The 19,736-nt window shown below is 62.4% G+C and carries 16 protein-coding genes; 14 read left to right on the top strand and 2 right to left on the bottom strand.

Going from position 1 to position 19,736, the window contains the following annotated elements:
* Positions 1 to 70 precede the first annotated feature (70 nt).
* Positions 71 to 1,354: a cation:dicarboxylate symporter family transporter gene (locus tag ACYQ0Z_RS10735; RefSeq protein ID WP_459867878.1), complete on the bottom strand. Its 1,284-nt coding sequence runs from the start codon at positions 1,352 to 1,354 to the stop codon at positions 71 to 73.
* Positions 1,355 to 1,575: 221 nt separating this feature from the next.
* Between ACYQ0Z_RS10735 and ccpN the strand changes: the two genes are divergently transcribed.
* From ccpN to ACYQ0Z_RS10695, 8 genes are all read left to right on the top strand, one after another.
* Positions 1,576 to 2,214, top strand: a complete 639-nt coding sequence (ccpN, locus tag ACYQ0Z_RS10730; RefSeq protein ID WP_459868923.1) for a transcriptional regulator CcpN — start codon at positions 1,576 to 1,578, stop codon at positions 2,212 to 2,214.
* A gap of 69 nt (positions 2,215 to 2,283) precedes the next feature.
* Entirely contained in the window at positions 2,284 to 3,084 is an 801-nt protein-coding gene (locus ACYQ0Z_RS10725; RefSeq protein ID WP_459868920.1) for a pyruvate, water dikinase regulatory protein, read from the top strand.
* Complete coding sequence (ppdK, locus tag ACYQ0Z_RS10720; protein ID WP_459867875.1) at positions 3,084 to 5,744, top strand: pyruvate, phosphate dikinase; 2,661 nt, start codon at positions 3,084 to 3,086, stop codon at positions 5,742 to 5,744. Before ACYQ0Z_RS10725 ends, ppdK begins: the two co-directional genes overlap by 1 nt.
* Positions 5,745 to 6,066: 322 nt before the next feature.
* Positions 6,067 to 7,899: a DNA primase gene (gene dnaG, locus ACYQ0Z_RS10715; protein ID WP_459867872.1), complete on the top strand. Its 1,833-nt coding sequence runs from the start codon at positions 6,067 to 6,069 to the stop codon at positions 7,897 to 7,899.
* Positions 7,900 to 7,920: 21 nt separating this feature from the next.
* Positions 7,921 to 9,048 (top strand): RNA polymerase sigma factor RpoD, encoded by a 1,128-nt coding sequence (gene rpoD / locus ACYQ0Z_RS10710; protein WP_459867869.1) that lies wholly within the window; start codon positions 7,921 to 7,923, stop codon positions 9,046 to 9,048.
* 425 nt (positions 9,049 to 9,473) lie between these two features.
* The gene (locus ACYQ0Z_RS10705; protein WP_459867866.1) at positions 9,474 to 10,622 is read left to right on the top strand and encodes an acyl-CoA dehydrogenase; all 1,149 of its coding nucleotides are present in this window, start codon (positions 9,474 to 9,476) and stop codon (positions 10,620 to 10,622) included.
* A 63-nt stretch (positions 10,623 to 10,685) separates the two neighbouring features.
* A complete protein-coding gene (locus ACYQ0Z_RS10700) occupies positions 10,686 to 12,371 on the top strand; it encodes an AMP-binding protein (protein WP_459867863.1) in 1,686 nt (561 codons plus the stop codon).
* A gap of 158 nt (positions 12,372 to 12,529) precedes the next feature.
* A complete protein-coding gene (locus ACYQ0Z_RS10695) occupies positions 12,530 to 13,291 on the top strand; it encodes a tRNA (adenine(22)-N(1))-methyltransferase (RefSeq protein WP_459867860.1) in 762 nt (253 codons plus the stop codon).
* Positions 13,292 to 13,312: 21 nt separating this feature from the next.
* Here the strand turns inward: ACYQ0Z_RS10695 and ACYQ0Z_RS10690 are convergent, their stop codons facing one another.
* Positions 13,313 to 13,828 (bottom strand): hypothetical protein, encoded by a 516-nt coding sequence (locus ACYQ0Z_RS10690; protein WP_459867857.1) that lies wholly within the window; start codon positions 13,826 to 13,828, stop codon positions 13,313 to 13,315.
* Positions 13,829 to 13,931: 103 nt separating this feature from the next.
* On the opposite strand from ACYQ0Z_RS10690, the gene ACYQ0Z_RS10685 reads away from it, so the two are divergent.
* From ACYQ0Z_RS10685 to ACYQ0Z_RS10660, 6 genes are all read left to right on the top strand, one after another.
* The gene (locus ACYQ0Z_RS10685) at positions 13,932 to 15,050 is read left to right on the top strand and encodes a Nif3-like dinuclear metal center hexameric protein (protein WP_459868917.1); all 1,119 of its coding nucleotides are present in this window, start codon (positions 13,932 to 13,934) and stop codon (positions 15,048 to 15,050) included.
* Positions 15,051 to 15,091: 41 nt separating this feature from the next.
* Positions 15,092 to 16,909, top strand: coding sequence for an oligoendopeptidase F (gene pepF / locus ACYQ0Z_RS10680; RefSeq protein ID WP_459867854.1), 1,818 nt, complete (start codon positions 15,092 to 15,094; stop codon positions 16,907 to 16,909).
* Between the two features lie 156 nt (positions 16,910 to 17,065).
* A complete protein-coding gene (locus tag ACYQ0Z_RS10675) occupies positions 17,066 to 17,632 on the top strand; it encodes a DJ-1/PfpI family protein (protein ID WP_459867851.1) in 567 nt (188 codons plus the stop codon).
* 164 nt (positions 17,633 to 17,796) lie between these two features.
* Positions 17,797 to 18,225 (top strand): hypothetical protein, encoded by a 429-nt coding sequence (locus ACYQ0Z_RS10670; protein WP_459867848.1) that lies wholly within the window; start codon positions 17,797 to 17,799, stop codon positions 18,223 to 18,225.
* A 42-nt stretch (positions 18,226 to 18,267) separates the two neighbouring features.
* Positions 18,268 to 18,498 carry a hypothetical protein gene (locus tag ACYQ0Z_RS10665; RefSeq protein WP_459867845.1) on the top strand — a complete coding sequence of 77 codons (231 nt, stop codon included), beginning with the start codon at positions 18,268 to 18,270 and terminating at the stop codon, positions 18,496 to 18,498.
* Positions 18,477 to 19,733: a sodium:solute symporter family transporter gene (locus ACYQ0Z_RS10660; protein WP_459867842.1), complete on the top strand. Its 1,257-nt coding sequence runs from the start codon at positions 18,477 to 18,479 to the stop codon at positions 19,731 to 19,733. The genes ACYQ0Z_RS10665 and ACYQ0Z_RS10660 overlap by 22 nt, the downstream gene beginning before the upstream one ends.
* Positions 19,734 to 19,736: the final 3 nt, after the last annotated feature.

The raw sequence follows: 19,736 nt of genomic DNA, 5'->3' as shown, positions 1-19,736 counted from the left end.
GCCGCGTGAGGCAAGACGCGCCGTTTTGTTGTGGGCATGTGGCGGCTGTGCTGCCAGTCGTAATGGTGTTTTAGGAATGGGCAGGCCCTGCGGGTTCCGACGCCACCGCGTGGGCCGCCGGCGGGTGGAACTGGCCCTCCCACTTGGCAATCACCACGGCGGCCAGGGCGTTGCCGATCACGTTGACGGCGGTGCGGGCCATGTCCAGCACGCGGTCGATGGCGGCGATGAAGGCCACGCCTTCCACCGGAAGCCCGACAGAGCCCAGCGTGGCCAGCAAGACGACCAGCGAGGCGCCGGAGACGCCGGCGATGCCCTTTGACGTCACCATCAGGACGAGGACGACGAGAATCTGCTTGCTCAAGGGCATGTCCACGCCGAACATCTGGGCGATGAACAGGGTGGCGAGGGCCTGGTACAGCGTCGAGCCGTCCAGGTTGAAGGTGTACCCGGTGGGAATGACGAAGGAGGTGATGCCGCGGGGGCATCCGAACCGCTGCATCTTGTCGATCAGCCGCGGCAGCACCGTTTCCGAGCTGGCCGTGGAGAAGGCGAGGAGCACTTCGTCCTTCAGGAGCGCCAGCAGCTGGCGCAGCCGGATGCCGCACCAGCGGGCGACGGCGCCGAAGACGACGAGGACGAAGAAGGCCATCGTGACGTACACGGTGAGCACGAGCTTGCCCAGCGGCAGGAGCGAGGCGATGCCGAACTGGGCCACGGTTACCCCGATGAGGGCGAAGACGCCAAGAGGGGCCAGGGCCATGATCCGGTTCGTCATCCAGAACATCGCTGCCGACACGCCTTCAAAGACGCGCAGCACCGGTTTCCCTTTCTCGCCGACGGCCGCTACGCCCAGGCCGAACATCACGGAGAAGAAGACAATCGCCAGCATGTTGCCGTCGGCCAGAGCCTCCACGATGTTTGTCGGCACGATGTTGAGGAAGGTGTCGACCATGCTGTGGCGCGCCGTTTCCGCCGTGTCGACGTATTTCTGGATGTCGGTCTTCGTCAACTGGGACAGGTTGATGCCCGATCCGGGCTTGACCAGGTTTGCGGCCAGCAGGCCGACGACGATGGCGATGGTGGTGATGATTTCAAAGTACAACAGGGTTTTGACGCCCAGCCGGCCCACATTTTTCAGGTTCCCCGAACCGGCGATGCCCACCACGAGGGTGGAGACGACGATAGGGACGACGATCATCTTGATGAGCCGGAGAAACAGGTCTCCGATCGGTTTCAGGATGGCGATGGCCGTGGCGTTTTGGTAGAACACGGCCCCGACCGCAATGCCGAAAGCCAGTCCGACCGCGATTTGCGCGGCCAAGCCAAAGGATTTGCGCGTTCGTTGTGCCACGTGCGGTTCCTCCTTTTGGTGCGGCATAGTTCGGCAGAATAGGTGCGGCATGCGTTCTGCAAGACGATACCATGCTCTGTGGCGTCTCGTCAAGGTGCAAGCGGTTTCCGAACGCGAACCAAGCATTGATTGGGTGGGGGCGTTATGTTATATACTAAAAGTGGTTTGGAGCGATATAGTATGACACATTTTCACGCGGTAACGCAAGGGGGTGACCCGCCATCGAGCTGACCAAGCGCCAAGAGCAGATCCTGCAAATTGTCAAGGACGAAGGGCCCATTACCGGCGAAAAGATTGCCGAGAAACTCAACCTGACCCGTGCCACGCTGCGGCCCGACCTGGCCATTCTCACCATGGCCGGCTACCTGGATGCCCGGCCACGGGTGGGCTATTTCTACGCCGGCAAAACGGGCAACCAGCTCCTGGCCGAGCGCCTGCGCAAAATGAAGGTGGGCGACTACAAGGCGCGCCCCGTCGTGATCCGAGAGGCGTCGTCGGTCTACGACGCCATCACGATGCTGTTTCTCGAGGACGTGGGTACCCTGTACGTGGTGAACGAGGAGGGGCTTTTGGCCGGCGTCGTCTCCCGGAAGGACCTGCTCCGCGCCGCGCTGGGTGGCAAGCGGCTGGAGGATTTGCCGGTGGGGGTGATCATGACGCGCATGCCCAACATCATCACCGTGACGCCGGAGGATTCGCTGTACGACGCGGCCAAGAAGCTGATTGACTACGAGGTCGACTCCTTGCCGGTGATCGTCGAGGTGAAGGAAAAGGGGCCGCGCGCCTTCGAAGTGGTGGGCCGTGTCACGAAGACGACGATCACCCGTGCCTTTGTCGAACTGGGGCAATCCGATCGCTAGCGGCGGGGATGCTGCCATTTCCGAATTGACACGGGGGAGGGATCTGCCATCGACGGGAAAAACCCAACCATTGTGTATGTTGTCTCCGATTCTATCGGGGAAACGGCCGAGTTCGTGGTGCGTGCCGCGGCGAGCCAGTTTAACGGGATGAGCGTTGACATCCGGCGTGTGCCGTACGTTGAGGACCAGGAGATGCTGCTCGACGTCGTGCAGATGGCCAAGGATGCGCAGGGGCTCATCGCCTATACGCTGGTGGTCCCGGAAATGGCCGCCTTTTTGCGGGAGAAAGCGCGGGAGGCGGGTGTCCCCGTAGTCGACATCATGGGGCCGATGCTCGAGGCCCTGGAGAACGTGATGCGTATGCCGCCCAAACGGCAGCCGGGACTGGTGCGCAAGCTGGACGAGGACTATTTCCGCAAGGTAGAGGCCATCGAATTCGCCGTGAAGTATGACGACGGCCGCGACCCGCGGGGGCTGTTGCGCGCCGATGTGGTGCTCATCGGCGTGTCGCGCACGTCGAAAACGCCGCTGTCGATGTACCTGGCCCACAAGCGCCTGAAGGTGGCCAACGTTCCCCTCGTCCCAGAAGTGGAGCCACCGGAAGAGCTGTTCCGCATCTCGCCGAAAAAGGTGGTGGGCCTGACCATCAGCCCGGAAAAACTGAACGAGATTCGCCGGGAACGGCTCAAGGCCCTGGGCCTGGACGCCCAGGCCAACTACGCCAGCATGTCGCGCATTCTGGAAGAACTGGCGTATGCCGAGAAGATCATGAAGCGCATCGGCTGCCCGGTGATCGACGTGTCCAACAAGGCCATCGAAGAAACCGCTACGATTATTCTCGACCTTTTCCGGGGCAGGAGGAATGGATAATGGTAGACAAACTGGTCTACTTGTTCGAGGAAGGCCACGGCGGTCTGCGCAACCTCTTGGGCGGCAAGGGCGCCAATCTTGCCGAAATGACCAGAGCTGGGCTGCCCGTACCGCCGGGCTTCACCGTGACCACGGAAGCGTGCAACCGGTACTATCAAGCGGGGCGCACCCTGTCCGAGGAGCTGAAGGGGCAGATCGAAGCAGCCCTCGCGAAGCTGGAGGCGAAGACGGGCAAGCGCTTTGGCGATCCGGAACGACCCCTTCTCGTCTCCGTCCGCTCCGGCGCGCCCGTCTCCATGCCCGGCATGATGGACACCATCCTGAATCTCGGCCTCAACGACGTGACAGTGGAGGGGCTGGCCCGCCTGACGAACAACGCACGTTTTGCCTACGACTGCTACCGCCGTTTCATCCAGATGTTCGGAGACGTGGTGCTGGGCGTGCCGCACCACCGCTTCGAGCAGGTGATCGACGAGGTGAAGCAGCGGCGCGGCGTGCGCCACGACCCCGAGCTTACGGCCGACGACTGGCGGGCGGTCATTGAACGGTATAAGGCCTTGATCCAGCGCCACACCGGCGAGCCGTTTCCCCAGGACGTCAGGGCCCAGCTGTTTGCCGCCGTGCAGGCGGTGTTCGACTCGTGGAACAACCAGCGGGCGATCATCTACCGCAAAATCCACAACATCCCCGACCATCTCGGCACGGCGGTTAACGTGCAGCTGATGGTGTTTGGCAATATGGGCGAGGATTCGGGTACCGGCGTCGCTTTCACGCGTGATCCCAACACCGGCGAAAAGCGGCTGTATGGCGAGTACCTCATCAACGCCCAGGGTGAGGACGTGGTGGCGGGCATCCGCACGCCGCAGCCGATCGCGGCCCTCCGCGAGGCGATGCCGGCGGTGTACGAGCAGTTTGCCGCCATCTGCGAGCGACTGGAACGCCACTATAAAGACATGCAGGACATCGAGTTCACCATCGAGCGGGGGAACCTGTACGTGCTGCAGACGCGCAGCGGCAAGCGCACGGCCCAGGCGGCGGTGAAGATCGCCGTCGACCTGGTGAAGGAAGGCATCCTCACCCGCGAAGAGGCGCTTATGCGCGTCGACCCCGACCAACTGACCCAGCTTCTACACCGGCGCATCGACCCGAAGGCGCCGCGTCTCGTGCTGGCCAAGGGCCTGCCCGCGTCGCCGGGCGCGGCCACGGGCCGGGTGGTGTTCGACGCCGACGATGCCGAGGCGTGGTCGAAGCGTGGGGAACGGGTCATTCTCGTGCGGCCGGAAACGACGCCGGAGGACATCCACGGCATCGTCGCCGCCCAGGGGGTCCTCACCAGCCGTGGGGGCATGACGAGCCACGCTGCCGTGGTGGCCCGCGGGATGGGCAAGCCCTGCGTGTGCGGGTGCGAGGCGCTGCAGATCGACCTGCGTGCACGGACGTTCACGGTCGGTGAACGCGTTGTGCGGGAAGGGGACGTGATCACCATCGACGGAGCGACGGGCGAGGTGCTTGCCGGAGAGGTGCCGCTTGTCGATCCAGAGTTGTCACCAGAGTTCCACGAACTCCTCGCCTGGGCCGACGCGGTTCGCCGCCTCGCCGTGCGGGCCAACGCCGATACGCCGGAAGACGCGGCCAAGGCGCGCGCCTTTGGTGCCGAGGGCATCGGGCTGTGCCGGACCGAGCACATGTTCATGGCCCCCGACCGCGTCCCGGTGGTGCAGGAAATGATCCTCGCCGAGACACCCGAAGAGCGGCAGGCAGCGCTGAAGAAGCTGCTGCCGATGCAACAGGGGGACTTCTACGGCATCCTCAAGGCGATGGCGGGTCTACCGGTGACGATTCGCCTCCTCGATCCGCCGCTGCATGAGTTTTTGCCCAACCTGGAAGAGCTGATCGTCGAGGTGACCAAGCTGCGCCAGGATCCGCACGCCGATCCGGAGCGCCGGATGGAGAAGGAAGCGCTTCTGGCCAAGGTGCGCAAGCTGCACGAATTCAACCCCATGCTGGGTCATCGCGGGTGCCGCCTCGGCCTGGTGTTTCCCGAGATCTACGAGATGCAGGTGGAGGCGATCTTCCGCGCCGCGGCGCAGCTCGTAAAGGAAGGGATCGACGTGCGGCCGGAAGTGATGATCCCCCTCGTTGGCCACGTTAACGAGCTGGCGCGGTTGCGCAAGGTGGTGGAAGAGGTAGCCCGCCGGGTCATGGCGGAAACGGGCACCCGCGTGGCCTACACCGTAGGGACGATGATCGAAGTTCCGCGGGCGGCTCTCACCGCCGATGAGATTGCCCGTGAGGCGGACTTCTTCTCCTTCGGCACCAATGACCTGACGCAGATGACCTTTGGGTTCAGCCGTGATGACGCCGAAGGGAAGTTTCTGCCGCACTACCTGGAACACGGCATCCTGCCGGACAACCCCTTCATCACCCTTGACGAGCGCGGTGTGGGCAGGCTGATTGCCATGGGCGTCGCCGAAGGGCGCAAGACCCGCCCCGACTTGAAGGCGGGCATTTGCGGCGAGCACGGCGGGGAAAAGCGTTCAATCGACTTTTGTCACCGTGTCGGCCTCGATTACGTCAGCTGCTCGCCGTACCGCGTGCCGCTGGCACGTCTGGCGGCGGCGCAGGCCCGGCTGCGCTACGAGAACGGATCGACAACGTGAGGCGGTTTGCCGGATTGGCGCACCGAGACGTCGTGCCGGTTCGACAAACGCGGGGGAAGCGCCCGACAAAATGCGGGCGCTTCCCCCTCTATATTATGGAAAATTGAAAACATTGAAACTTATATCGGTCAGGAGGTAATCGGGCGGGGGACGTAGAATAACCTTATAACCTAAAGCCCCTGGATTTGGTTGTGGGGTGTGTTTTTGAGGATCTTCCCGCGTTGGAAACGGTTTTCAGCAGGAGTTTCCCGTGTTGCGCCGAATTGTATGGGTACGGTTTTGATGTGTTCGCTCCCCTTCCAGCACGAGAGGGGGGAAACCGGTGCCGCGCATTCCCGAGTCGTTCCTTGACGAAATCCGCAACCGTGTGGACATTGTCGAGCTGGTCAGCGAATACGTGCACCTCAAACGGAGCGGGCGGAACTATTTCGGCCTGTGTCCCTTCCATGCCGAGAAAACGCCCTCTTTCTCCGTGTCGCCCGAAAAGCAGATCTTTCACTGTTTCGGGTGTGGCGTCGGTGGGAACGTCATTACCTTCATGATGGAGATCGAGAACCTCGACTTTGTCGAGGCGGTGCGCGTGTTGGCGCGCAAGGCGGGCCTGCCCTTTCCGGAGCCGGAAGGGACGGAAGGGGAAACACGCGCCGACCGGGAACGGGCGTCCATGCGCGAGGCATACCAGTTTGCCGCCCGGTTCTATCAGTATCTCCTCATGCATACAGATTATGGGGAACGTGCACGTACCTATCTGCGCCAGCGCGGTGTGGCGGATGACACGATCACGGCGTTCCAGTTGGGGTACGCGCCGGATGCGCCGGACGCCGTGGCCAAGTTCCTTGCCCGCCGAAAGTTTTCTCTGCCGCTCATGGAAAAGGCGGGGCTGGTGTTCCGCTCGGCTTCGCGCGGAACCTACGTCGACCGCTTTCGCCGCCGGGTGATGTTTCCCATCTGTGACGGGAAAGGGCAGGTTGTCGCTTTTGGCGGCCGGATCATCGGGGAGGGGGAGCCGAAATACCTGAACAGCCCGGAGACGCCGCTGTTTCAAAAGAGCGCCCTGCTTTTTAATTTGCATCGGGCGCGCAAGGCGATCCGCAAAAAGCAGCAGGCGGTGCTGATGGAAGGCTACCTCGATGTTGTCGCCGCGCACCAGGCCGGTGTCGAAAACGCCGTAGCCACGCTGGGCACCGCGCTTTCCCCGGAGCAGGCGCGCATCCTGCGACGCAATGCCGAGCAGGTGGTAATCTGTTATGACGGGGACGACGCGGGGATGGAGGCGGCGCGCAAGGCCGGCCTTCTCCTGCGTGAAGCGGGGTGCTTGGTCAAGGTGGCTCTCTTGCCGGATGGCATGGACCCCGACGACGTCATCCGGGAACGCGGGGCGGCGCATTTTCGGGACCGCATCTTGGGAGAAGCTGTCTCCTTTATGGCGTTCACCCTGCGTTACCTGCGCAAGGGTCGCGATCTGCGCGACGAGGTTGAGCGAATGCGATACATCCGGGACTGCTTGGCGGAACTCGCCCAGGTACCGAGCGCGGTCGAGCGCGACCACTACCTCCGCCAACTGGCGGAGGAATTCCATCTCTCACTGGACGCCCTGAAGCGCGAGCAGTGGCAAGTGTACAAGCGCCTGAAAGCGAAGGCGCAAAGGGTTAATCTTGCTAGTGAAGGGAATACTAGTAGAAATCCTGGTGGTTCTTTGGTCGTCAAACCGACCTATCCGGCTTTCCAAAACGCCGAACGGATGCTTCTCGCCCTCATGATGCGGGATGCGTCGGTTGCGCGTCTCGTGCAGGAGAAAATCGGCGATGCGTTTAATTTGGATCAACACGCGGCGCTTGCAGCGTATTTGTACGCGTATTATGCGTCCGGCAACGAACCCGATCCCGGACGCTTCCTGCAGACGCTTCGCGACGAGGCGCTGCTTGAACTCGCGTCGGAACTGGCCATGCTGGAGGGTGTCGAAACCGTTGACGAGCGCCAGGTTCACGATTGCATCCGTCGCGTGTTGGATTACCCCCTTGAACGCGAAATTGCCCGGCTCAAGGAAGCGCAGCGGGAAGCCGAGCGGGCGGGGGATCCTGCACGGGCTGCGGCCATCGGGACGGAGATTATTGCCCTTAAGCGGCGGATGAAATCGGGCGAAGCGCTTGCATAAACCCGGGAAGGAGGGAGTATCATGGCGAAAGGGAAAGAGAAGAAACAACGGGACGAAGAACTAACCCTGGAGCAGGTCAAAGAGCAGCTGGTCGAATTAGGGAAAAAGCGCGGCGAGCTGACCTACCAGGAAATCATGGATCGGCTTTCTCCTTTTGAACAGGACCCCGACCAGATCGACGAGTTTTTTGAGTACCTGAACGAACAGGGTATTGAAGTGGTCGGCGAGGGGGACGGGCCGATCGATCTGGAAGGCAGCGAAGAAGCACTCGATCTTGACGAGTCCTTTGATTACGACGATTTGAACTTGCCGGCTGACATCAAGATCAACGATCCCGTTCGCATGTACCTGAAGGAGATCGGACGTGTGCCGCTTCTGACCGCCGAGGAGGAAATCGAGCTTGCGAAGCGAATTGAACAAGGAGATGAGGAAGCGAAGAAGCGGCTGGCGGAAGCCAACCTGCGGCTAGTCGTTTCCATTGCCAAGCGATACGTGGGACGCGGCATGCTCTTCCTCGATCTCATTCAGGAGGGGAACATGGGCCTGATCAAGGCCGTGGAAAAGTTCGACTACCGCAAGGGCTACAAGTTTAGCACCTACGCAACGTGGTGGATCCGGCAAGCCATCACGCGGGCCATCGCCGATCAGGCACGTACCATCCGCATTCCCGTGCACATGGTGGAGACGATCAACAAGCTGATTCGCGTCTCCCGCCAACTGCTGCAGGAACTCGGGCGCGAACCCACGCCGGAAGAGATCGCCAAGGAGATGGGGATGACGCCGGAAAAGGTGCGGGAGATCATGAAGATTGCCCAGGAACCGGTTTCCCTCGAGACGCCGATCGGCGAAGAAGACGACTCGCACCTCGGCGATTTTATTGAGGATCAGGACGCACCGGCACCCGCCGATGCCGCCGCGTATGAACTCCTCAAGGAACAATTGGAAGAAGTGTTGAGCACGCTGACCGAGCGCGAGGAGAACGTGTTGCGCCTGCGTTTTGGGTTGGACGACGGGCGAGCGCGGACGCTAGAGGAAGTGGGGAAGGTCTTTGGCGTCACGCGCGAGCGCATTCGCCAAATCGAGGCCAAGGCGCTGCGGAAACTGTGCCATCCAAGCCGAAGCAAGCGCTTGAAGGATTTCCTGGAGTAAGCAATCGCCCGGCGACGGGCGCGCCGCCGATGTGTCCTTCCGGCGCGTTGGCGGCCTTTCTTCTTGCGTTTTCCTCGGTTGTCGGTGGATCCGTGCGGACGGACGTGAGGTTCCGTCCGTTTTTGTTTGTCTTGCCAGATTTCTTCCGTTTTGGTTCTCATTTTACCGGGTTTTGGTCGCTATTGCAAATCTCAATTGTGACGGGGAGGGGAAAAATTCGCCCGTCTGTGGGCAGATTGAAGCGTTTACACCGCCTAGCGGAAAATTGACAGAATCGGCGATTCGCCCATGTAGTTTTGAATATTCTTGAATACACGAACTTACGGAATTATAATGGTATTGTAAGCGATTGCCGCGAGGGTGGGAACCGTTTCTGAGCAAACGCTCAGTCAGGCAGGACCGGCGACGGAAAGGAGGAGACCCGGATGAATTTCGAGCTTACCCCCGAACAGAAGATGATCCGCAACCTGGTGCGGGATTTTGCGGAAGGAGAGGTGGCCCCCGGGGCCGACGAGCGGGACCGGACGGGACGGTTTCCCCGCGAGATCTTCGCGAAGATGGCCGAGCTGGAGCTGATGGGGCTGCCGTTTCCGGAGAAGTACGGAGGAGGCGGGGCCGACACGATCAGCTTTGCCATCGTGGTGGAAGAGCTTGGCCGGGCCGACGCCTCGGTGGGCATCACCTATTCGGCGCACATTTCCCTCGGGGCGGCCCCCATCTACCAGTTTGGCACGGAAGAGCAGAAGCAGCGGTACCTGGTTCCCCTGTGCCGCGGCGAGACGCTCGGCGCCTTTGGCCTGACCGAGCCGGGTGCCGGGTCCGACGCGGGGGGAACGCGCACGACGGCGGTGCGCGAAGGCGATGAATGGGTCATCAACGGGACGAAGTGTTTCATCACCAACGCCAGCTACGCCAAATTCCTGGCCCTGACGGCGGTGACCGACAAGGCCAAGGGCAAGCGGGGCATCAGCGCCATCATCGTGCCCACAGACGCGCCCGGCTTCCGCGTCCTCGCCAACTACGAGAAGATGGGCCTCAAGTCGTCCAACACGACGGAGCTGGTCCTGGAAAATGTCCGCGTCCCCGTCGAGAACCTGCTGGGCAAGGAAGGGGAAGGGTTCAAGCAGTTCCTCGCCACCCTTGACGGCGGGCGCATCGGCATCGGGGCCATGGCCGTGGGTATCGCCCAGGCAGCCTTTGAACGCGCGCTGGCCTACGCCAAGCAGCGCCGCCAGTTCGGTCAGGCGCTCTCACGGTTCCAGGCCATCCAGTTCAAGCTGGCCGACATGGCCATGAAGATCGAACTGGCGCGGAACATGGTGTACAAGGCGGCATGGCTGAAGGATCAGGGGCGGCCCTTCACCAAGGAGGCGGCGATGGCCAAGCTGTATGCCTCGGAGATCTGCACCGAGGTGTGCCACCAGGCCATCCAGATCCACGGCGGCTACGGGTACATGCGCGACTATGAGGTGGAGCGTCTCTACCGCGACGCGCGCTTGTTGGAAATCGGCGAGGGGACATCAGAAGTGCAGCGCATGGTCATTGCCCGGGAAATCGGGTGCTTCGACGACTGAGGGCGGCCCGTACACGGGGCGGTGTGGGCGGGACCTTCACGCGTAGAGGAGGAGGTTCGAAAGATGACGGAGTTGGTGCACAAGACCATCGGCCAATTGCTCGACGAGACGGCGGAGCGGTTCGCCGACCGCGAAGCGCTCGTTTATCCGGAGCTGGGGTTGCGCCTGACCTACCGCCAGTTTCGCGAGCGTGTGCGCGAGGCGGCCAAGGGGCTTTTGCGGTTGGGAATCCAAAAGGGCGAGCATATCGCCGTCTGGGCGCCAAACGTTCCCGAGTGGGTGATCCTGCAGTTTGCTTCGGCCACCATCGGCGCCGTGCTGGTCACGGTGAACACCAACTACCGCACGTCCGAACTGGGGTATTTGCTTGAACAGTCGGACAGCGTGGCTCTCTTTTTGACCAACGGCTTTAAGCGTAGCAACTACGTGGCCATGCTGGAAGAGCTGTGCCCCGAGCTGGCCGCGGACGCACAGCCACCGGAGGGAGTTGCCGGCGGTGCCGTCCGGTGCCGGCGCCTGCCCAAACTGCGCCATGTGGTGCTCCTTGACGAGCCACGTCGCCCCGGTTACCTGCACTGGTCGGACGTGGTGGCCCTCGGCGCGGACGTTTCCGACGTGGAGCTTGAGGCGCGCGCCGCCCAGCTCGACCCCGATGACGTGATCAACATGCAGTACACGTCGGGGACGACGGGATTTCCCAAGGGCGTGATGCTCACCCACGTCAATATCGTCAACAACGGGCGCCTCGTCGTTGCTCAGATGCGCCTGACCCACGAGGATCGGCTGTGCATTCCCGTGCCCTTCTTCCACTGTTTCGGCTGTGTCATGGGTACGCTGGGCTGCGTTTCCGTCGGGGCGACGATGGTGCCGCTCATCACCTTCGACGCGCAGAAGGTGCTGGAGGCGGTGGAAAAAGAGCGCTGCACGGCCCTCTACGGTGTCCCGACGATGTTCATTGCCGAGCTGGCCCATCCCGACTTTGATCGCTACGATTTGTCGTCACTGCGCACGGGCATCATGGCCGGGTCGCCGTGCCCGATCGAGATCATGCGCCAGGTGGTCGAGCGAATGGGCTGTCGGGAGATCACCATCGCCTACGGGCAGACCGAGTCTTCGCCGGTCATCACCCAAACGTCGGTTGACGATCCGCTGGAGCGGCGCGTTACCACCGTCGGGCGGCCGCTGCCGCACACCGAAGTGAAGATCGTCGACCCGCAGACGGGCCAGACGCTGCCACCGGGCGTGCCCGGGGAGCTGTGCACGCGGGGGTACCACGTCATGAAAGGTTATTACAAGATGCCGGAGCAGACGGCCCAGGCCATCGACGCCGAGGGGTGGCTGCACACGGGCGACATCGCTGTGATGGACGAGGAGGGCTACGTCAACATCACCGGTCGGCTGAAGGACATGATCATCCGCGGTGGGGAAAACATCTATCCGCGGGAGATCGAGGAGTTTCTCTACACAAACCCGAAAATTCTGGACGTTCAGGTGGTGGGGGTGCCGGATCCCGTCTACGGCGAGCAGGTGATGGCCTTCATTCGCCTCAAGCCGGGGGAGACGATGACGGAGGACGAGGTGCGTGCCTACTGCGAGGGGAAGATCGCCCATTACAAGATCCCCAAATACATCAAGTTTGTCAACGAGTACCCGATGACCGCGTCAGGAAAGGTGCAAAAGTACAAACTGCGCGAGATGGCCATTCGCGAATTGGGCCTGGAGGCGGCAAGCGACATCGAGACGGCGTGAACGCGAAGGGGCCAGATTCGCGCGCCACCGGGGTGTTCCGTGGGGAGGCTGGCGTCCCGCCTTGGCAGCGGGGCGCTTTTTTCGCGCCCCGCTTCCGCGCTGCGGTCTGGAACCCGACATGCTATAATGGGAGCGGAACAGGAAAAAGGAGGATGGTCATGGCCGCCGTTACCCTCTCGAAACGCCTCCAGACCCTTGCTCGCTTTGTGCCCGCCGGGAGCAGAGTGGCCGACATCGGCACCGATCATGCGCTGCTCCCGGTGTATCTGGTGCAGACGGGACGCGCGACAAAGGTTGTGGCTACCGACGTGCACCGCGGCCCCTGGGAGGCGGCCCGCGCGCAAGTGGCGCGCCACGGCCTGGAGGGGCGCATTGACGTGCGGTTGGGTGACGGCTTGTCCGTGCTGTTGCCGGACGAGGCCGACGTCATCGTCCTGGCCGGCATGGGCGGAATGCTCATCGAGCGCATCCTGTCCGCCCACCCCGATCGCCTGCGCGGGGTGACGCGCCTCGTGCTGCAGCCCAACACCGATGCGGCTAGGGTACGGCGGTGGCTCCGCGATCACGGTTTCTGCCTGGTGGACGAGGAGCTCCTTGAAGAGGACGGCCGGCTCTATGAGGTGTTGGTGGCCGAACCGGGCGACGGCCGTGCACCATACCGGGATGGGGAGCTGCCCGAGGAGGAGCTCCTCGAAGTCGGCCCGCACCTGTGGCGCAAAGCCGCGCCGCTTCTCTTGCGCAAGTGGGAGGCGGAGCGGGACCATCTGGCCCGCATCTGCGCGCAGTTGGCGCGAGCGGAAAGCGCGGCAGCGGTGGCCAAGCGGGCCGAACTGGAGCGGCAGCGGTCGGCCCTCGACCGTTGGATGGCCCTCCTGCAGCAAAAAGAAGCGGCCCCGCCCGGGCGGGATGCCCTCCCCTGAACCGGAAGGGTACCCGATGGACTAGGGGCCGTATATCCGTTCAAAATGGGTAACCAGCTGGCGCGCGATTTCGATCGATCGGCGCAAGCCGAGCTCCTGCCCCAACAACACCTGATGCTCGCCCGCCGTGCGCGCCGGTGTGCGGCGGACCTGTTCCTGTTCCTGCTCCAGGTACTGGATGAGGATGGCCAGCTGTAGCTTCCCCAGGTTCTGGTCGCCACGTTTTTCTTGCTCCGCGGCTTGCTTCTGCGCCAGGGCCGCTTCCACGTACTTGTCAATGTCGGCTTCGGCAAAGCGTCGGCCGGTGCGGAGGATGCGGCCGTAATCGTTGGTGCGGTTGGGCAGCAGGCGCACCAGGTGTCCGGTATGGGCAAGCAGGAAACGGCACAAAAGCTCGGTGCTTTCGGTGAAGGCGTTGTGGAGGAGGGAATACTCCCCGCGGAAGCGCCCAGCTTTGGGATCGAAATCATGAAGCAGCGTGTACTCGTCGCAGGAGGGGCAGAACATCAGGTATTCCGTTTTCAGGGGCTGCGCCATGGTTGTCCCTCCCCGAGGATAGGGTTCGGTGCAGGTACCGTTACCCTATGCAGGGGGAAGGGGAAATGTGCAGACGCGAGTCTACACGAAGGAGGCGATGCCGATGGCCGTCTGCCACGGACAAACCGTGGTCCAATACCTCGAGGCGTTTGCGCCCAAGCACCTGGCCGTGCCGGACGATCGCATCGGGCTGCAGGTGGGGACGCTGGACAAGGACGTGAAACGGGTGATGATCGCCCTCGACGTGCTGGAGCCGGTTGTCGACGAGGCCATCGCCAAGGGTGTGGACCTGATCATCGCCCACCACGCGCCGATTTTCCGCCCACTTTCCTCCTTGCGCACCGATCTGCCCCAGGGGCGGCTCTTGGCGAAGCTGCTCCAGCACGACATCGCCGTGTACGTGGCCCACACCAACCTCGACGTCGCTCCCGGCGGAATCAACGACCTCATGGCCGAGCGACTGGGGCTTGTGGAGACGGAGGTGCTCGACCCGCTCCATGAGGAGAAGCTGAAGAAGATCGTGGTGTTCGTGCCCAAAACCCACCACCGTCAAGTGCTCGATGCCATGGCCGACGCCGGGGCGGGATGGATCGGCAACTACAGCCACTGCACGTTCAACGTGGAAGGGACGGGCACGTTTCTTCCGCGGGAGGGGGCCAACCCCTTCATCGGGCAGCCGGGGAAGCTGGAGACGGTTGAGGAGATTCGCCTAGAGACGATTGTGCCCGAGCCGCTTCTCAAACGCGTCATCCAAGCCATGCTGAAAGCCCATCCCTATGAGGAAGTGGCGTTCGACGTCTACCCGGTGGAAAACGCCGGACGCGTCTATGGACTGGGCCGTATCGGCAAGCTGCCCAAGCCCCTTTCCCTGCGTGCCCTGGCGGAGAAGGTGAAGGCGGTCTTTGATGTGCCCGCCGTGCGCGTTGTCGGCGACCTCGACCGCCAAGTGGAAACGGTGGCCGTTTTGGGCGGCGACGGGAATAAATTTGTGGCGAAGGCGGCCCGGCGCGGCGCCGACGTGCTCATTACCGGTGATGTCTACTACCACACGGCCCATGATGCGCTGGCCCTGGGTCTTTCCCTCATCGACCCGGGACACAACGTGGAGCGCATCATGAAGGACGCCTTGCGCGCGTACCTTGCCGAGCAGCTCCGGCGCGCGGGTTATGACACCGAGGTGATTGCCTCGGAGGTATCCACCGAGCCGTTCCAGTTTGTGTGAACGGCGGCGGTGGCGACGCATGGTCAAGGGGGGGACCGTTCATGGCCAAGGAGGCGGCCAAGTCCAAAACACTACCCAAACGGGAAGAGATTCCCGAACGGTACAAGTGGCGGCTGGAAGACCTGTTTGCCAGCCGGGAAGAGTGGGAGCGCGTGTTTCGGGAAGCGCAGGCGCTCATCGACCAAATCGCCGCCTACAGCGGGACGCTGGGCCAGTCGGGGCAGCGTCTCCTCGAGGCGCTCAGGCTGCGCGACGAGCTGGAAGTGCGGGTGGAGCGGCTGTATGCCTACGCGCGCATGCGCCGCGACGAAGACGCCACGCGGGCCGAGCACCAGGCCTTGAGTGACCGGGCGACCACGCTTCTCGTGCAGGCAGAGGCGGCCCTTTCGTTTCTCGAACCGGAGATCCTGAGCATCCCTGAAGAACGGCTGCGGACGTGGCTCGAGGAAGTGGAAGGCCTGGCCCTTTACCAGACGGCGCTGGAAAACCTGCTCGTGCTCAAACCCCACGTGCGTTCGGCGGAGGTGGAGCGGCTCCTGGCCGAGGCCGGCGAGCTGGCCGACGCGCCACGTACGGTGTACGGCATGCTGTCCGACGCGGATCTGCGCTTTCCGACCATTCGCGATGAACGCGGCGACGAGGTGGAGCTGACAAAGGGGCGCTACCTCACCTTTCTGGAAAGCGCCGACCGGCGTGTGCGCCGGGAAGCCTTTACCGCCCTCTACCGGGTCTACGAGAGCAAGATCCACACCTTTGCCGCCTTGTTTGCGGCCAGCGTCAAGAAGGATGTCTTTTTCGCCCGCGCCCGTAACTACCGCTCCGCCCTCGAGGCCGCGCTCACGCCGAATCGCATTCCGGTGGCCGTCTACACGCAGCTCATCGACACCGTGCGCCGCCACCTGCCGCTTCTCCACCGCTACCTGGCGCTGCGCAAGAAGGCCCTTGGCCTTGATGAGCTCCACATGTATGACCTGTACGTCCCCCTGGCGCGCCTGGAGCGGACCGTGCCATACGAGAAGGCGGCCGAGCTGGTGACGCGGGCGCTGGCGGTGCTGGGGAACGACTACGTGCGGGTGCTGAAAGAAGCCTTTGCCTCGCGGTGGATTGATGTTTACGAAAACCGCGGCAAGCGTTCCGGGGCCTATTCTTGGGGCGCCTATGGCACGCACCCCTACATCCTTTTGAATTACCAGGGAACGCTGCACGACGTGTTCACGCTGGCCCACGAGATGGGTCACGCTCTCCACAGCCACTACTCGTGGACACACCAGCCCTACGTGTATGCCCACTACCGCATCTTTGTCGCCGAAGTGGCGTCCACGGTGAACGAGATCCTGTTGGTTCGCTACCTGCTGGAACGGACCACGGATCCCACCGAGCGCCTGGCCCTTCTTCACCACCAGCTGGAACAGTTCCGCACGACGGTGTTTCGCCAGACAATGTTCGCGGAATTCGAAAAATGGGCCCACGAGCAGGTAGAGGGCGGCCAGCCGCTGACGGCCGAGACGCTCTGCGCCCGGTACCGGAAGCTCAATGAGGAATACCACGGCCCGGCGGTGACGGTGGATCCGCAGATCGCCTACGAGTGGGCGCGCATTCCCCACTTCTACTCGCCCTTCTACGTGTACCAGTACGCCACCGGCTATGCGGCGGCCATCGCCCTGGCGCAGGGGATCCTGGAGCGGCCGAAGGAGGCTGTGCCGCGCTACCTCGCGTTTCTCAAGGCGGGTTCGTCCGACACGCCCATTGCCCTTTTGCAGCGCGCCGGTGTTGATATGACGCGTCCCGAGCCTATCGAGAAGGCCTTGGCCGTGTTTGCCGGCCTTGTCGATGAGTTGGAGCGGCTCGTGGGTGCCTAGCAGATGCGATCCGGCGACGCGATACCGTTCGAGCACGTTTCGCGGTTGAAGATGTACCGTCCGTTTTTTTACAATGATATAATGGAGTCCGCGACGGGTGTGTGACCGTCTGGCTGGTCATCCACCGTCGAATTGTGTCGGAGGAGGGGATGGTTCATGGCCAAGGTCTTGATTCTCACCGGTGACGCCGTTGAGGCGCTGGAAGTTTTTTACCCGTTGTACCGCCTGAAGGAAGCGGGACACGAGGTTCATGTGGCGGCGCCGACCAAGAAAACCCTGCGCACGGTTGTGCATGACTTCGAGCCTGAGTGGGAGACCTTTACGGAAAAACAAGCGTATCGCCTGGAAGCCGATATCGCCTTTGCCGATGTCAAGCCGGAGCAGTACGACGGCCTGATCCTGCCCGGCGGCCGGGCGCCGGAATACATCCGGCTGAATGAACACGTGCCGCGCATCGTGGGCCACTTCTTTGAGGCCAACAAGCCGATCGGGGCCATTTGCCATGCTGCGCTGATCTTTGCGCGGCTCAAGGAACATTTGGCCGGCCGGAAACTGACGGCGTACACGGCTTGCCGCCCGGACGTCGAGGCCCTGGGCGCGTCCTACGTGACCGAGCCGCTCCATGTCGACGGCAACTTGGTGTCGGCCCACGCTTGGCCCGACCTTCCCGGGTTCATGAGGGAGTTCCTGCGGCGGCTTGACGAATCTGTCGCCAACCGATAAGGCGAGCACGTCCTCACCTGCACGGGTGAGGACGTTTTTTTTCGATATCTGCCGGGCGGCAGAGCGCCTTGTCCTTTCTTTCCGAGCTCGAAGCTGGTCTATTTTTGTCACACGGCGAATACATGAACCTACACAAGGCTACGGACGGCCAAATGGCAAAGCGGATGACGGGATGGGAGGGATGTGCTGGTGCGTGCGGCCGACCGAGCGATGTTGCGCTCCTTGTCCTCATGGTTGTGATGCTCATCGGCATGCTTACGGGATCGTGGCGGGCGGTGCTGTACCCCTACCTCGTCGTGATCGGCCTCTGCCTGGCTGTCGGGTTGGTCAAGGCGATCTGCCGGTGGAAGCACCTCATCGCCCTGCCGGTGGCGGTGCCGGTGCTGTATCTGGCGCTCTTTGTCGTCCTCGATGTGTTGACGGTGAAGGAGCCGACCGGCGGGAGCGGCACCGTTTTTGGCCTCGTGCCAAGCACCGCCTTGTATTTGCTGGGCATCTGGCCTCTTGCCCTCGTCCTTACCTTGCTCTATGCGTGGACGTTTGACCACGCCAGCCGGGCGGCGGAGATGTCCGACATATGCAAAGACGATTGACAACACCTCGCCATTCTTTTGGAGCAATGCGGGGGGAACCGGATGGAGATAACGATTTTTCTCGTCGGCACGGTGTACTTGCTGATCTGCATCCTGATCGGCGCATGGGCGACGAAACGAACGAAGTCGAGCCGCGATTTTTACATTGCCGGTCGCGACTTGGGGATGTTTGTCATGGCCATCGCCGCCTTCTCATCGGTGCAAAGCGGTTTTGGCCTCATTGGCGGCACGGCGCTGACATTCAAGGGGGGGTGGGTTTTGTCGCCGGTGTGATGGTGGCTGCACCCCTTGGTTTTGCCTTGACGTGGTACCTCGTGGGCCGCCGCATCTGGGCGCTGGGCGGCCGCGGGGATGTTTATACACTGGGGGATATCGTGGAACGGCGCTACCACAGCAAGGCGGCGCGCGGATGGATCGCATCGGCTGTCGCCCTGGGCGTCATCGGCTACCTCGGCACACAGGTACAGGCCATGGGCGTGGTGATGAACACGATCTTCGGCGTGTCTCCGGAGGTTGGAGCAATCATCGGTCTGGTCATTCTCGCCTTTTATTGCGTAGGCGGCGGGATGATTGCCGGGGTGTATACCGATCTCTTTCAAGGGGTTTTGATGATTGTGGTGTCGGTGCTCGTCTTTTTTGCGGCTCTCCAAGCAGGGGGAGGAATGGCGGCGATCACTGAGACCCTTGCGCAGAAAGATCCGCTTCTGGTCTCCCCCTTCGGTACATTTCCATTGCTGACGATCGCCTGCTGGTTCTTCCTATTTAGCCTGGGCGCAGCCGGTCAGCCGCATTTGATCACCAAGTTTTTGATGGTCCGCGACACGAAGGAGCTCAAGTGGGGAGCGTTCACGGCCAGCCTGGCGTACATGATCACAACACTGCTCGTTATCGGCATTGGCCTGGCCGCGGCAGCGCTTTCCGCCCAAGGAACGCTTCCCGCTCTCCCGTCGGCCGACGATGCCTTGATCGTTTTCCTCATGCGTTACACTTCGCCGATCGTTGCCGGATTGGTAATTGCCGGGCTGCTCGCCGCCATCATGTCAACGGGCTCAAGCTTCGTAACCCTCAGTGCGGCCAGCCTCGTGCGTGATCTGCCGAAGGCCTTCGGCCGGGAAGTGAAACGGGAGCTCCTCTGGAGTCGTGTCGCCGTTGCCGCGTTGCTTGTCCTCTCGACCTTGTTTTCGTTTTACATGGACACGTTGGTGGCACTGCTTGGCGTCTTTGGCTGGGGGACGTTTGCCGCGGCGATCGTTCCTGCCGTCGTACTCGGTCTGGTGTGGCGGAAGGCAACCAAACAGGGAGCCGTGGCCAGCATCGTCATCAGCCTCGTTTTGAATTTTGTTTTGGAAGTGGGGGCCAAGCATGGGCTACACCTGCTTCCGGAAGACGTGGTGAACGGCGCCTTCGCCCTGGCGGTTTCCATCGCGGTTTTCATCGTTGTGTCGCTCGTTACCCATCGCGCGACGGAAGAGTCGAGTGTCGAACTGCGCGGGATTCTCGATGGATAACGG

It is taken from the genome of Calditerricola yamamurae (genome assembly GCF_054654135.1).
Note: the sequence above shows the minus strand (reverse complement) of the source record. Positions and strands in the feature narration are given on the sequence as shown.

Excerpts from the sequence above, each read along its gene's own strand:
- ppdK (WP_459867875.1), top strand. The coding sequence starts at position 3,084 with ATGGTAGACAAACTGGTCTACTTGTTCGAGGAAGGCCACGGCGGTCTG.
- rpoD (WP_459867869.1), top strand. The coding sequence starts at position 7,921 with ATGGCGAAAGGGAAAGAGAAGAAACAACGGGACGAAGAACTAACCCTG.
- ACYQ0Z_RS10705 (WP_459867866.1), top strand. The coding sequence starts at position 9,474 with ATGAATTTCGAGCTTACCCCCGAACAGAAGATGATCCGCAACCTGGTG.
- ACYQ0Z_RS10700 (WP_459867863.1), top strand. The coding sequence starts at position 10,686 with ATGACGGAGTTGGTGCACAAGACCATCGGCCAATTGCTCGACGAGACG.
- ACYQ0Z_RS10695 (WP_459867860.1), top strand. The coding sequence starts at position 12,530 with ATGGCCGCCGTTACCCTCTCGAAACGCCTCCAGACCCTTGCTCGCTTT.
- ACYQ0Z_RS10690 (WP_459867857.1), bottom strand. The coding sequence starts at position 13,828 with ATGGCGCAGCCCCTGAAAACGGAATACCTGATGTTCTGCCCCTCCTGC.
- ACYQ0Z_RS10685 (WP_459868917.1), top strand. The coding sequence starts at position 13,932 with ATGGCCGTCTGCCACGGACAAACCGTGGTCCAATACCTCGAGGCGTTT.
- pepF (WP_459867854.1), top strand. The coding sequence starts at position 15,092 with ATGGCCAAGGAGGCGGCCAAGTCCAAAACACTACCCAAACGGGAAGAG.
- ACYQ0Z_RS10675 (WP_459867851.1), top strand. The coding sequence starts at position 17,066 with ATGGCCAAGGTCTTGATTCTCACCGGTGACGCCGTTGAGGCGCTGGAA.
- ACYQ0Z_RS10670 (WP_459867848.1), top strand. The coding sequence starts at position 17,797 with ATGACGGGATGGGAGGGATGTGCTGGTGCGTGCGGCCGACCGAGCGAT.
- ACYQ0Z_RS10665 (WP_459867845.1), top strand. The coding sequence starts at position 18,268 with ATGGAGATAACGATTTTTCTCGTCGGCACGGTGTACTTGCTGATCTGC.